We start from the raw sequence: 13511 nt of genomic DNA, 5'->3' as shown, positions 1-13511 counted from the left end.
GTAGTTTTTTCCCGAAATGTGGCGGCGGGGAGGGGCAAATGGTCATCGGTGATCGATATGTGCTCGATCACCTCCCGCTCGGCCAGGGCGGCATGGGGGCCGTCTACGCGGGCCACGACCGCCACCTCGACCGCCGGGTGGCGGTGAAGCTGCTCCACCTGCCGAGCGGCCCCGATGAGGAGCTGGAGCGCCGCTTCATCCGCGAAGCGCGCATCCTGGCCAGGCTGGAGCATCCGGGCGCCCCGGTGCTCTACGACTTCGGCACTCACGAGCAGCGCCTCTACCAGGTGATGCAGTTCATCGAGGGCGTCACGGTGGCCGACGTGGTCAGCGAACACGGCCCGCTGCCCGTGCCGTGGGCCGCCGCGATCGCCGCCCAGGCGTGCGCGGTCCTGTCGGCCGCCCACGCCCTGTCGATCTGCCATCGCGACCTCAAGCCGACCAACCTGATGCTCTGCCCCGACGGCAGCGTGAAGGTGCTCGACTTCGGCCTGGCCCTGCTGCGTGACGCCGATGTCACGACGTTCACCCGGATCGGCCAGATCCTCGGCACGCCCGCGTACATGGCTCCCGAGCAGATCCAGCACGGGATCGCCGAGCCGCGCAGCGATCTCTACGCGCTGGGCTGCGTGCTGCACGAGATGCTGACGGGCCGTCAGCTGTTCACCGGGCCGACCGACTACGTGGTCTTCGAGAAGCAGGTCAAGGAGCGTCCGCCCGCGATCCCGGGCCTGCCGGAGGCGCTGGGCGCGCTCCTGGCCGGGCTGCTGGAGAAGAAGCCGGGCGACCGACCCGCCGACGCCGACACGCTGTACGAGCGGCTGGAGCCGTTCGCGGTCGGCCTGCCGATGCTGCCCGGCTTCCTGACCAGGTCGCCGAGCCCGGGCCGGATGTACGCCCGGATGGTCGGCCGCGTTCTCAGCGGCTAGCCCGAGGCTCACCGCTCGCGGATGAGGTGGCTCATGACCGCGTTCACCGCTCGCGGGTGAAGCGGCTCCTGACCGCATTCACCGCTCGCGAGTGAGGCGGCTCTTGGCCGCCAGCCCGGCCACGGCGAGCCACGGCCCGAGCATCAGGGCCGTACACGCCAGCGCGTACCAGAACCGCCAGGCGGCGGGCCCGGCCGCCACCTCGGCGGCCGTCCACCGCAGCAGGCTCACCAGCACGGGCAGGGCGAAGAAGGCCAGCCAGGCGGCCACCACGAACAGCCCCGCCAGCCAGAGCCACCGGAACCAGCGCCCGGCCCGCAGGTCACGCGGGTCGGCGGCGACCAGTTCCGCCGCCTCGCCCTCACGGAGCCGGCCGAAGGCCCGGCGGAGCAGGAGCGTCTTGACCCGCCACAGGTCCTTGCAGCGCAGCCAGGTGATCAGCACCGCGTACAGGTCGGTGCGCAGGAAGACCATGCACTGCCAGGCCATCTGGAAGACCAGGATGTACGCCACGGCACCCAGCAGGGTGTTGTCCGCGACCAACCGCCAGCCGAGCACCACGGCCAGCAGCACGGAGTCGATGGCCAGCCCGGCCAGCAATGGTCCGTAACGTCGTTTCCTGGGCACCGACCAGAGCAGCGACAGATCGGTCTCGAAGACCAGGAAGGCCATCCTCCTGTCGATGCCGAACCGCGCCGGGAGGTCCAGCGCGCGGGCCGCCAGCCAGTGCCAGCCCTCGTGCACCGCGGCCAGCACCAGCGTGATCGGGTAGACCAGCAACGCGCCGAGCCCGATGTCGGACACGGCGAAGGCGTCAATGGAGGGATCGGGTCTGAGCGCGGGCACGAGCACCAGCGCGGCCAGGCTGAACAGGGCGGCGGCGCCGTACCCGAACCAGGCGACGCGGCCGAACAGCGGTCTGGCCAGCTCCGGGCGCAGGCCGCCCAGCCAGCGGCGGCCCTGGATGGGCGCGGTGGCGACGGGCGTCCGCTCGCCGCCGGAGCCGTTCTCGTCGTCATCCTCGTCGAGGAAGCCCAGCTCGCGCAGGGTCTCCACGAACGCGGGCACGTCCACGGGCTCGCCCGCGTACTCCTCGGCCCGCCTGGCCGTCTCCTCGACGGTCGCGCCGTTCATGAGCGCGGCGATCACCACGCCGCCGACGGCGGGGATCGAGATGAACGTGCCCGCCTCCGGGTCTCCGACCAGCACCTCCTCGCCCTCGTCCACCAGACTGAGGCGGCGCAGCCGTACCGTCTGGGTGGTCATCGCGCGCACACCCGGCAATGGGGGTCGGCGGTGAAGGGCTGGCGTTCCGGGGTCAGGCCGTTGCGCAGGTCCACCTTGATGAACGCGCCGGCGGCCTGCGGCTGCTCGAAGCCCGTCAGGTAGCGCAGGGCCTCGTAGGCGAGCAGCGAGCCGATCTGCATGGCGATCGGGGCGATCAGCGTGTTCTGCTGGATCAGCTTGGCCCTGTTGCGCTCCACGAAGCCGCCCGCGCTCGGCTCGTCGGGTGCCGGCCGGTCGCTCCAGTCGCACTGGGCGCACGCGCTGCGGCCCGGGTCGACCGAGTAGTAAGTGACCTGCGAACGGGTCATCCCGCCCATCACCAGCGGCACTCCGGCGCGTACCGCGGCCTCGTTCACCCACAGGTGGGCCTCGGGGTGGCCGTCGAGGCCGCCCGCCACCAGGTCCACGCCGTCGAGCAGGTCCTTCAGGTCCTCGGGGCCGGAGATCCAGCGGTCCACGGCCCGCACCTCGATGCTCGGGTCGTAGGCGCGCACCCACTCGGCCGCGCACTCCACCTTGGACCTGCCGATGTCGGCGTGGTGGTAGAGGAACTGCCTGGCGAAGTTGCGGAGCTCCACGTCGTCTCTGTCGACCAGCGTCAGCTTGCCCACACCGAGCCCGGCCAGGCACTGCACCAGGGAGGAGCCACCACCGCCGACGCCGAGCACGAGCACGTGCGAGCGCCTGAGCTTGCTGACGAAGTCCGCCCTCGGCTTGTCGAGCCCGGCGAACCCGCCGAAGAAGGCGAGGTTGGAGAAGTGCCTGGCGTCCAGGTCGGGGTCGCCGAGCGTGCGGTCGCTCTCGCACTCGACCAGACCGAGCGAGTCGAGCGCCTCGATCGCGGCGCGCACGTCGGCCTCGTCTAGATCCACTCCCGTGTCCGCGAGCCTGCCGCGGAGCTCGGCCACCGTGCAGGGGCCGCGGTCGAGCGCCGCAAAGAGCGCCGCCACCTGGCCTTCCTCATCGCCGAGCGTGATCACCTCGCGCGGGTCGACGAGGACGAGCACGTCCTCGCCGAGCGGCTCCCACGCGCATTCCTTCAGTGCAACCCGCACCGCGTCTCCTCCGTGTTCGGGGGGTGGGTGAGGGCGGCGGCGCGCCCCCACCCGGGAAGAGCCGTCAGACAGTGCCGTTGATGGTGGCCTTGATGGGCTCGACCTTGCGGACCTCGATCTTCATGGAATCCTCCTCTCGGGGTTCTAGTGATCAATCTCCTTGACGCCACCACAAAATCGCCACATTTCCGCCACATGCCGGAGTTTCTTGTGAACGCGCTCTCTCGGTAGCTCGGATCGTTATCTAACACTCGTTGACAGGCCCATGTTATCGCCACAAATCTGTTGAGAGAGCGCTCTCTCAGTCTCCCCGAAACCCATGGAGGGCTCCATGACCCCCCGCTTCCGGCAGCTCGCCGTACCCCTGCTCACCGCCTCCCTCCTAGCCCTGGCCTCGGCGTGCGGAGGCGGCGGCGGCGCGAACAACACCGCCGGCACGGCGGCCGCACCCGGAGAGAAGGTCAAGCTGACCGTCGGCCTCTTCGGCGACTTCGGCTTCAAGCCGCTCTACGAGGAGTACAAGAAGACCCACCCGAACATCGAGATCGTCGAGAACGTCACCCAGTTCAACGATCACCACAACAACCTGGTCAAGCGGCTGGCCACGAACGCCGGGGCGGGTGACGTCGAGGCCGTCGAGGTGGGCTACATCAGCACGTTCACCGCCCAGCCCGGCAAGTTCGTCGACCTCAAGCAGTACGGGCTCGACAAGCGGCAGGGCGACTACCTCGACTGGAAGTGGCAGCAGGGCCTGAGCAAGGACGGGCAGCAGGTGCTGGGCCTCGGCACCGACGTGGGCGGCCTGGCCATGTGCTACCGCAAGGACCTGTTCAAGAAGGCCGGGCTGCCGACCGACCGTACCGAGGTGGGCGGGCTCTGGCCGACCTGGGAGCAGTACATCGAGACCGGTAAGAAGTTCGCGGCGTCCGGCGTGTCGGGCACCAAGTTCGTGGACGCCCCCGGTGAGATCTTCCGCGCCATGGTGAACCAGGCGCCGATCGGGCTCTATGACGCCCAGGACCAGATCATCGTGGCCACGAACCCCGACGTGAAGAAGGCGTGGGACCTGTCCAACCAGCTCACTCAGAACGGGCTCACCGCCAAGCTCGCGGCCTTCTCGCCGCCGTGGAACACCGGCTTCGCCAAGGGATCGTTCGCCACGATCATCTGCCCGGCGTGGATGACCGGGTTCATCCAGGAACAGGCCAAGGACGCGTCCGGCAAGTGGGACATCGCTCCCGTACCCGGTGGTTCGGGCAACAGCGGCGGCTCACATCTGATGATCCCCAAGCAGAGCAAGCACCCCAAGGAGGCGGCCGAGCTGATCGACTTCCTCACCTCCAAGGACAACCAGGCCAAGGTGTTCAAGGAGGAGGGCACGTTCCCGTCGATCCCAGCGCTGTACGACGACCCGTCGATCCAGAACTTCACCAAGCCGTTCTTCGGTGACGCGCCGATCGGCAAGATCTACTCCGAGGCCGCCAAGTCGCTCAAGCCGCAGCATCTCGGCCCGAAGGAGGCCGACGTCCGCACGGTGATCGGGGACGGGCTCGGCCGGGTCGAGCAGGGCAAGCAGACTCCCGACCAGGCGTGGGCCCAGGTACTCGAGGACGTCAAGAAGATCAAATGAGCTCCCTTCCGCTCACCGTCGCCAGGCGGCGCGGGCGAAGCGTGCGGCACACCCTCGACGTGAGGGTGTCGCCGTACGCCTACGTCGCCCCCTTCTTCCTGCTGTTCTGCGCTTTCGGGCTGTTCCCCCTCGCCTACACGGCCTGGGTGAGCCTGCACGACTGGACGCTGCTGTCCGAGGAGCACACGTTCGTCGGGCTGAAGAACTTCGGCACGCTGCTCGGCGACGGCTACTTCTGGAACGCGACGTTCAACACGCTGTCCATCGGGGTGCTGTCGACCGTGCCGCAACTGCTGCTGGCCATCTGGCTGGCGCACCTGCTGAACCGGCGGCTGCGGATGCAGACGCTGTTCAGGATCTCGTTGCTGCTGCCCAACGTCACCAGCGTGGTGGCCGTCGTGGTGATCTTCAGCCAGCTGTTCGGCCGGGACTTCGGGATGATCAACTGGGTGCTGTCCTGGTTCGGCGTCGGCAGCGTCGACTGGGCGGCGGGCACGGCGACCTCGCACGTCGCACTGTCCACGATGATCATGTGGCGCTGGACCGGCTACAACGCGCTGATCTTCCTCGCCGCGATGCAGGCCGTACCGCGTGACCTGTACGAGGCCGCCACCCTCGACGGGGCGTCCAGCTTCACCCAGCTCCGCCGGATCACCATCCCGATGATCCGGCCCACGATCATCTTCGTCGTCATCGTCTCCACGATCGGCGCGATGCAGATCATCGCCGAGCCGCTGCTGTTCGGGGCGAGCAGCGGCGCCGGGGGCGGCGCCGTCAGCGGCGGGCCCGACCGGCAGTTCCAGACGCTGGCGCTGTTCGTGTACGAGCAGGGGTTCACCAAGTTCGACTTCGGTTACGCCTCGGCGGCCTCCTGGCTGATGTTCCTGGCCGTGGTGGCCGTGGCGGGCGTGAACTACCTGCTGACTCGGCGGGTGAAGGGCGGGCTGGTATGAGGCTGCGTTACCTGACGCTGACCGGGGTGGCCTTCTTCTCCGCGTTCCCGCTCTACTACAGCGTGGTCGTGGCCTCCCGGCACAACTCGGCGCTGGCCGAGGTGCCGCCGCCGCTGCTGCCCGGCGGGAACTTCTTCGCCAACGTGGCCCGGGTCTTCGACACCGTGCCCTTCGGGCTCGCGCTGGCGAACTCGGTCATCGTGGCGGGGTCGATCTCTCTCGCGGTGATGTTCTTCTCGACGCTGGCCGGGTTCGCCTTCGCCAAGCTGCGCTTCAGGGGCAAGAACATCATGCTGCTGGTCACGGTCGCGACCATGATGGTGCCGACGCAGCTTGGCATCATCCCGCTCTACCTGCTCATGGTGAAACTCGAATGGACCGGGACGAACTACGCGCTGATCGTGCCGGCCCTGGTCAACGCCTTCGGCGTGTTCTTCATGACGCAGTACCTGTCCAGGGCCCTGCCGACCGAACTCCTGGAGGCGGGCCGGGTGGACGGGTGCACGACGTGGGGGCTGTTCTGGCACGTCGTGCTGCCCGTCGCGCGGCCCGCGGCGGCGGTGCTCGGCATGCTGACGTTCATGTCGGCCTGGAACGACTACTTCTGGCCGCTGGTCGTCCTGAACCCGGACAACCCGACGGTGCAGGTCGCCCTGTCGACACTGGCCAGCGGATACGTCAACGACTACGTCCTGGGGCTGGCCGGCACGGCGGTGGGAACCCTGCCGCTGGTGCTGGTCTTCGCCCTGTTCGGCAAGCAGATCATCGGCGGAATCATGCAAGGAGCTGTTAAGGGATGATTTTCCCGGAGAACTTCGTCTGGGGGGCCGCCACCGCCTCCTACCAGATCGAGGGGGCGGTCAAGGAGGACGGGCGCGGCCAGTCCATCTGGGACACCTTCTCCCACAGCCCCGGGAACGTGGCAGACGGCGACACCGGGGATGTGGCCTGTGACCATTACCATCGGTATCGCGATGACGTCTCGCTGATGAGGGAGCTGGGGCTGGCGGCCTACCGGTTCTCGATCGCGTGGCCGCGGATCCAGCCGGACGGTCGCGGGAAGATCAATCCTCAGGGGCTCGGGTTCTACTCCCGGCTGGTGGATTCGCTGCTGGCCGCCGACATTTCGCCTTATGTCACGCTTTATCACTGGGATTTGCCGCAGGCGCTTGAGGATGAGGGCGGTTGGACAAATCGGGATACGGCGTATTATTTCGCCGAATATGCGCAGGCCGTACACGAGAAGCTGGGTGACCGCGTCGCCCACTGGACCACACTGAACGAGCCGTGGGTCGCCGCCTACCTCGGCTACGGCAACGGCGTGCACGCGCCCGGCCGCAGGCGGGCCGCGGACGCCATGCGCTCGGCGCACCACCTGCTCCTGGGCCACGGCCTGGCGGCCAGGCGGCTGCGCTCGCTGGGCGCCGAGAACATCATGCTCGTCGTCAACTCGGCCCCCGTCCTCACCCCCGCCCAGGTCAACGACCCGCAGGCGACCCCCGACGCGGCCGACGCGGTCGCCGTGCACCGCATCCACACGTTGCTGACCAGGCAGTTCCTCGACCCCGTCCGCCACGGCAGCTACCCGGCCGAGGTGTTGGAGGCGGCCGCGCGCAACGGCGGCACCGGCCACATCCTCGACGGCGACCTGGAGATCATCAACGCCCCGATCGACCAGATCGGGATCAACTACTACAACCCCTGCGTCGTGGAGGCGGGCCCCGGCACCCCTGCCGACCCCGCGTGGCCGGGCTCGGAGGACGTGCGCTTCCGTACCGCCGACGCGCCCACCACCGCGATGGGCTGGCCCATCGTGCCGGACGGCCTGTCCCGGTTGCTGGTACGGCTCTCGGGGGACTATCCGGGAGTCGGCCTGATGGTCACCGAGAACGGCGCGGCCTTCGACGACGTCGTGGCGGACGGCCGGGTGCACGACACCGACCGGGTCGCCTACCTGGAGGGACACCTGCGCGAGGTGCACCGGGCGATCGCGGCGGGGGCCGATCTGCGGGGTTATCTGGTGTGGTCGCTGCTGGACAACTTCGAGTGGGCGGAGGGGTATCGGCGCAGGTTCGGGATCGTGCACGTGGATTACGAGACGCTCGCTCGGCTGCCCAAGGACAGTGCGCTGTGGTATCGGGACGTGATCGGCAGGAACGGCCTGTAGATTCCTTCCGTGCTCTCCCACATGGCGCAAGACCATGCGACCGCCCGCCCTGAAGCGGCGCGGCCATGAGGCGGCCGACGCTGGAGGCGGTCGCCGCCCGCGCGGGGGTCTCGCGCGCCACCGCGTCCCGGGTCGTCAACGGACAGCCGACGGTGGCGCCGGACATCCGTGACGCCGTGCTACGCGCCATCGACGAGCTGGGCTACCTGCCCAACCCGGCGGCGCGCAGCCTGGTCACCCAGCGCACCGACTCGATCGCCCTGGTCGTCTCCGAACCGCCGACCAGGGTGTTCTCCGAGGACCCGATGTTCGCCACGGCCATCCGCTCGGCGAGCGTCGAGCTGGAGGCGGCCGACAAGCAGGTCGTCCTCATGCTGGCCTCCTCCGCCAAGAGCCACGCGCGCGTGGAGCGCTACATCGCGGGCGGCCACGTGGACGGCGTCATGCTCATCTCCATGCACGGCGCCGACCCACTCCCCACCGCACTGTCCCGCCTGCGTGTCCCGGTCGTCTCGTACGGCAGACCCGCCGTACCCATCGACATCCCGTACGTCGACAACGACAACGTCGGCGGCGCCGAGTCAGCGGTCCGTCACCTGGTCGAGTCGGGCAGACGCCGCATCGCCACGATCGCCGGCCCCCAGGACATGATCGGCGGCCAGGACCGCCTCACGGGCTACCGCAACATCCTGCGCGACTCCGACCGCCGCTCCATCGTCGCGATAGGCGACTTCACCCGCGAGTCCGGCGCGGTGGCCATGCGCCAACTCCTGGGCGACGACCCCGGGCTGGACGCCGTCTTCGTGGCGAACGACCTGATGGCAGTGGGCGCGTTGCAGTCACTCCGCCTGGCCGGACGGCGGGTACCGGACGACGTGGCGGTGGTGGGCTTCGACGACATAGAAGCCGCCAAGTACACCGAACCACCGCTGACCACCGTGCGACACCCGGTCGCCGAGCAGGCGGCGGCCATGGTGCAACTGCTGCTGGGCCTCTTCACGGGCGGCTCCGCGGAGCCCATCATCCTGCCCACCGAGCTGGTCATCCGCGAATCCGCCTGAAAGCGAGGACCTCCCTCAAGGGTCGGGCTGTGTTGCCGGGCGCTTACGCCCCCCATTTACCAGCATGGTCCTCGCTCTTCGCTCGGGCTGTCTTCCTTGGGGCTCCGCCATCCGGCGGGGGCCTGCCGGCCCCCGTGCCCCCGGCCTGAACCATTTCCATGGGGAATCTTGATCACCTATGGGCTTCATGGCTCCGATCAGGACATGAGCCGGATTCTAAGTCCTCTGTCGTGGGTTTCTAACGCAGAACGGCTTAGAATGATGATGAACACCTCATCGATCTAGGAGGCTCGGGCATGCTGGCAGGGTTCCGAGCAGCGAACGTGCTGTCGTTTCGCGGAGAGTTCGAGCTGTCACTACTGGCTCCAGATGGGGGCGACCGCGTAGCACGCACCGTCCACAGCCTCCGGATCTCCCCGGTAGCCGCCATCTTCGGCGCCAATGCCTCCGGTAAGACGAATGTGCTCGATGCCATGCGGTGGATGCGCCACGCCGTTCTCGATTCGGTGGCTGACTGGGCGCGTCTCAAAGGCGTGCCACGGCGACCGTTCGTCCTGGATCGCGAGGCGATGAACGAAGCCTCATTGTTCGAGGTCGACGTGCTCATCGGAGGGGACAGATACGTCTACGGATTCGAGGCGTCCGACGAGCGAGTCGAAACGGAATGGTTGCACGTCTTCCCGCAAGGCAGCCGCCGTCGGCAGGTCTGGTTCGACCGGGACGCCGACCGGGACGGGGATGAATACCGGTTTCCCAGTGACCGGCTGAAGGGCGCCAAGAAGCCAGTGGTCGAGTACACGCGGCCCAACGCGCTGTTTCTCACGGCTGCCGGATCGCTTCAGATGAAGCAACTGATGCCGCTGCACGACTGGTTCAAGGACAATCTGTGGCTGGTCGGCCCGGGTGACGATCCACATGAGCGCGACGTCTACACCCGCTCAAAGCTCCTGAACCCCGAATTCCGCGACCGTGTCACAGGGCTGATAACCGTCGCGGACCTGGGAGTGACCGGAGTCGAGGTCGAAGACCGGGGCGAGGAAATGCCCGAGGTCTCCCTCGTCCATCACGGCAAGGACGGTCCGGTGCCGTTCGACTTCCTCCACCAGGAGTCCTTCGGCACGCTCGCCTGGTTCGCCCTCTTGGGACCGCTGCTCAAAGCACTCGATGATGGAGCGGTGCTGCTGGTTGACGAGCTCGATTCCAGCTTGCATCCGGTGCTGGTCGCCGAGGTCGTCCGGCTGTTCGAGGATCCTGTCGCCAACCCTCTGGGCGCGCAACTCGTGTTCAACGGGCACGATGCCACGTTGCTGAGCAGGGCCCACGTTGAGCGTCCGCTGAACCGGGAGCAGGTGTGGATCACGGAGAAGCGAAAGACCGGCGAGTCTGAGCTCTACCCGCTCACCTCGGTGGGCGTGCGTGCGGACGAGAGTCTGGAGCGCGGATACTTGCGCGGCAGATATGGCGGGGTGCCACGTATCGGCCTTGGTGGCATGGCCGTAGAAGTCGAGCAGTGGGCCGCCGAGGCGGACACGTGAGCAGAGTCAGGAAGAAGGGCCCACCGACAGGTGCCGCACGAGTGCCGCGCACGGTGACCGAAGGCCGAAAGCGCGAAGTGATCTATGCCGTGGTGGAAGGGGAAAGCACCGAGCGGGATTATCTCGGCTATCTGGAGGAGCGGTTCTGCGGTGATCCACGGACCTTCGAGATCCATGTCCTCTGGAAACGCAAGGGGTTGAAGCCCCATGAAGTAGTGGATTGGGCGCTCGAAAAGCTCGGCGAGTTGGATGATCCTGGGCGCGAGCAGGTGTGGGCGTTCTTCGACCGGGACGACCACAGCCACGTCGAGCGGTCCCACGCGCGAGCCGAGGCGATGGGGGTGAAGGTCGCGTTCTCTCACCCGTGCTTCGAACTCTGGTTGCTGCTTCACTTCGGGTCAGGGGCGGCGGGAGCGCATACGTCCAAGAACGTACAGAACCAGTTGAGAGCTACTCACCGCGCCTTTCGTGACTTCGAAAAGCACCTCAGTGCCACCTGTCGGCAGGCACTGGATGGGAAGGAGAAAGACGCCGTCAGCCGGGCGAAAAATCTGATCACCAACTGTCCGAGCTTGGCCTGCACGGCCAAGAAGGGACATGCGGACGACTGCAAGGTGCTTGACCGTGTTCCTTCGACGGATGTCTGGAGGCTGCTGGTCGAGCTCGGCATCGTGGCCTGCTGAACCGGTAGATGTCAAACCGTGCTACGCCGCGAGCGCCGCCTGAAGCCGTGCGGGCTGGTGACCAACCCGCACGACAGCAATCGACTGGCGATCCCGGACGCCGCCTTCGGTGAGGGGACGAGCGCGAATGGTGTGCTTGATGCGCGTGCGTGCCAGGCAGAGCCTGACACGCACGCGCCTGTCAGCCCAGCTTTTTCAGCCTGACAACCTGCTTGAGGAAGACGACGCCGTCGATCAGGTCGAGCTGGGCCGGGTCCAGCGGGAAATAGGCGAAATCGTGGGAGATGCGCGGGGCGGGTTTCGTGATGGCCTTGGCCAGGCGGCGGGCGTCGACGAGTGAGTGGTCCCACGGGAGCGTGGACAGGATGCCCTCGATGGTGTCCGGGGGTGGGGTGTTGTCGCCGGCCGTGCCGAGGGCCGAGGCCAGGAAGGCGTACTGGTCGCCCAGGTGCGTCCCGGCGATCGCCCCCGCGCTCCACCACTCCAGCGTCTGGTCGCCGAACGACATGAGGCTCTTGTTCCGCTGCAGGTGAAGGTTGCTGGCGAAAACCAGGGCCGGGCCGCGCTCGGCGACGGCACGCAGGTTGGCGGCCATCATCGCGTCCCGCAGGGCCGACAGCCGGGCCCACCGTTCTGGGGACGCGTCGGCCATCCAGTGGTGATAGCGGAGCAGGCCGACGGCGGTGCGCCCGTACAGTTGCGCCCGCTCCCTGTCCTCCGCGCTCAGCCGTGGCGCCTGCGTGTCGAGCAGGGCCACCAGGTCGTCGGCGATCACTCGCAGCCGCTGCGCTTCGGCGGACTGGCCGATCGACACGGACGGATCCATGGCCGTGGCCTCGTTCGACCACCGCTCGTCGGGGCCCAGCAGCGTGTCGAGGGTCTCCATCGTGCACGGGAGCGGGCCGTCGAGGAGAGCGTAGAGGGCGGTCAGCGCCTGACGCGGGCTCGCCGCCCAATACTCCAGGGGGCCGTCGAAGCCGAAGAACCGGAGCTTTTCGTTGTGCTCCTTGTTGTACTCCCGCATCCAGCGTACGAGCTCGCGGTTGGCCGGTGACGTGCCGAAGTTGTGGCTGAAGCCGCGTTCCATGATGTCATCGAGCGTGCCCACGCCCGTCGCGATGTAGTCGTCGACCATGAGGCCCATGAGGCAGTCGCTCTCGATGGCGAACGACCGGTATCCCTCGTGCTCGACCAGATGCCGGAAGAGCTCGTTGCGCAACTCGCCCAGCTCCCCCACGAAGTGCCGGGCTTCGCCCAGGCCGAGCAGGAGGGGCTTGGCGGGAAGCGACCGGAGGAATGCCGAGATGCCCGCGCCATCGAACGGCCAGGCCGTGTCCTTGATGTCCATGCCTTCAACGGTATCGTTGAACATTCGATGTAAACTTTTCACGGGAATCCCGACTCCTACCGCGATAGACCTTCAATCGGCGAGGTATTCATGAGGTCACCGCGCTACCGGATAACGCGGTACCTCAGGTGCGTGACCAGGCCGGTGCCTGACACGTCGCCGACGGGTTCGAGGGTGGTGTCACCTACGCCGTCGAACAGCCGCTCGCCCCTGCCCAGGATCACCGGTGCGACGTGCAGGCGCAGCTCGTCGATCAGCCCCGCCGCCAGGTACTGGTTCACCGTCTGCGCGCCGCCCGCGATGGCGACGTCGCGGCCACCGGCGGCCTCGCGCGCCTGGGCCAGGGCTGCCTCGATCCCCTCAGTGACGAAGGTGAAGGTCGTGCCGCCCTTCATCGGCAGCGGCTCGCGCGGGTGGTGGGTGAGGACGAAGACCGGCGCGTGGTACGGCGGCTCGTCGCCCCACCAGCCGTTCCAGTCCAGGTCCCAGGCGTCCCGGCCGGGGCCGAACATGTTGCGCCCCATGATGAAGGCCCCGGCCGCGGTGATGTCCTCGATGATCGCCGCATGCGCCTCGGGCTCGTCGAACATCCAGCGGTGCAGGCGCTCCTCCGCGCCCTCGCCGATCGGGTTCTCCAGGCTCTGGTTCGGTCCCGCCACGAAGCCGTCGACGGACGTCGCGATGTCACAGGTGACCTTGCTCATCTCACTGCCTCCCACGTTCCGGCGCTCGTCTCGCGCCGCTCACGGAAGAGTCGGAGCCGTCTTCTCCTTCTGTACATCGGTGAGTGTGAGATGCGGGTCACATTTGCCGGGATCAGGTCACACTCCGGGGTGCGGTGCCGCTCTCAGATAGTGACCCTG

The 13511-nt window shown here is 67.8% G+C and carries 12 protein-coding genes; 8 read left to right on the top strand and 4 right to left on the bottom strand.

What is annotated here, in order from left to right; all coding sequences use genetic code 11:
* The first annotated feature begins 38 nt into the window (after window positions 1–38).
* Window positions 39–929, top strand: a complete 891-nt coding sequence (locus AB0B91_RS06960; protein ID WP_358316865.1) for a serine/threonine-protein kinase — start codon at window positions 39–41, stop codon at window positions 927–929.
* A gap of 78 nt (window positions 930–1007) precedes the next feature.
* Here AB0B91_RS06960 and AB0B91_RS06955 read toward each other — a convergent pair whose 3' ends face one another.
* Both AB0B91_RS06955 and AB0B91_RS06950 read right to left on the bottom strand, forming a co-directional pair.
* Window positions 1008–2195 (bottom strand): hypothetical protein, encoded by a 1188-nt coding sequence (locus AB0B91_RS06955; protein WP_358316862.1) that lies wholly within the window; start codon window positions 2193–2195, stop codon window positions 1008–1010.
* Window positions 2192–3271, bottom strand: coding sequence for a ThiF family adenylyltransferase (locus AB0B91_RS06950; RefSeq protein WP_358316859.1), 1080 nt, complete (start codon window positions 3269–3271; stop codon window positions 2192–2194). Before AB0B91_RS06950 ends, AB0B91_RS06955 begins: the two co-directional genes overlap by 4 nt.
* A gap of 331 nt (window positions 3272–3602) precedes the next feature.
* Here AB0B91_RS06950 and AB0B91_RS06945 point away from each other — a divergent pair, with 331 nt between their 5' ends.
* The 7 genes from AB0B91_RS06945 to AB0B91_RS06915 all read left to right on the top strand — a co-directional run bounded on the left by AB0B91_RS06945 (window position 3603) and on the right by AB0B91_RS06915 (window position 11300).
* Window positions 3603–4901, top strand: coding sequence for an ABC transporter substrate-binding protein (locus AB0B91_RS06945; RefSeq protein ID WP_358316856.1), 1299 nt, complete (start codon window positions 3603–3605; stop codon window positions 4899–4901).
* Complete coding sequence (locus AB0B91_RS06940) at window positions 4898–5854, top strand: sugar ABC transporter permease (RefSeq protein ID WP_358316853.1); 957 nt, start codon at window positions 4898–4900, stop codon at window positions 5852–5854. The genes AB0B91_RS06945 and AB0B91_RS06940 overlap by 4 nt, the downstream gene beginning before the upstream one ends.
* Window positions 5851–6654 (top strand): carbohydrate ABC transporter permease, encoded by an 804-nt coding sequence (locus AB0B91_RS06935; RefSeq protein WP_219526893.1) that lies wholly within the window; start codon window positions 5851–5853, stop codon window positions 6652–6654. Before AB0B91_RS06940 ends, AB0B91_RS06935 begins: the two co-directional genes overlap by 4 nt.
* Window positions 6651–8021, top strand: coding sequence for a GH1 family beta-glucosidase (locus tag AB0B91_RS06930; protein WP_358316850.1), 1371 nt, complete (start codon window positions 6651–6653; stop codon window positions 8019–8021). The genes AB0B91_RS06935 and AB0B91_RS06930 overlap by 4 nt, the downstream gene beginning before the upstream one ends.
* 65 nt (window positions 8022–8086) lie before the next feature.
* Window positions 8087–9082 (top strand): LacI family DNA-binding transcriptional regulator, encoded by a 996-nt coding sequence (locus tag AB0B91_RS06925; RefSeq protein WP_358316847.1) that lies wholly within the window; start codon window positions 8087–8089, stop codon window positions 9080–9082.
* A gap of 296 nt (window positions 9083–9378) precedes the next feature.
* Complete coding sequence (locus tag AB0B91_RS06920) at window positions 9379–10617, top strand: AAA family ATPase (RefSeq protein ID WP_358316844.1); 1239 nt, start codon at window positions 9379–9381, stop codon at window positions 10615–10617.
* A 41-nt stretch (window positions 10618–10658) separates the two neighbouring features.
* Window positions 10659–11300: an RloB family protein gene (locus tag AB0B91_RS06915; protein WP_358316841.1), complete on the top strand. Its 642-nt coding sequence runs from the start codon at window positions 10659–10661 to the stop codon at window positions 11298–11300.
* Window positions 11301–11481: 181 nt separating this feature from the next.
* Here AB0B91_RS06915 and AB0B91_RS06910 read toward each other — a convergent pair whose 3' ends face one another.
* Together AB0B91_RS06910 and AB0B91_RS06905 are read right to left on the bottom strand one after the other, a co-directional pair.
* A complete protein-coding gene (locus AB0B91_RS06910) occupies window positions 11482–12648 on the bottom strand; it encodes an erythromycin esterase family protein (protein ID WP_358316839.1) in 1167 nt (388 codons plus the stop codon).
* 104 nt (window positions 12649–12752) lie between these two features.
* Window positions 12753–13352 carry a dihydrofolate reductase family protein gene (locus tag AB0B91_RS06905; RefSeq protein ID WP_358316836.1) on the bottom strand — a complete coding sequence of 200 codons (600 nt, stop codon included), beginning with the start codon at window positions 13350–13352 and terminating at the stop codon, window positions 12753–12755.
* Window positions 13353–13511 lie beyond the last annotated feature (159 nt).

The organism is Nonomuraea sp. NPDC049141 (assembly GCF_040648415.1).
Taxonomy (GTDB): domain Bacteria; phylum Actinomycetota; class Actinomycetes; order Streptosporangiales; family Streptosporangiaceae; genus Nonomuraea.
Note: the sequence above shows the minus strand (reverse complement) of the source record. Positions and strands in the feature narration are given on the sequence as shown.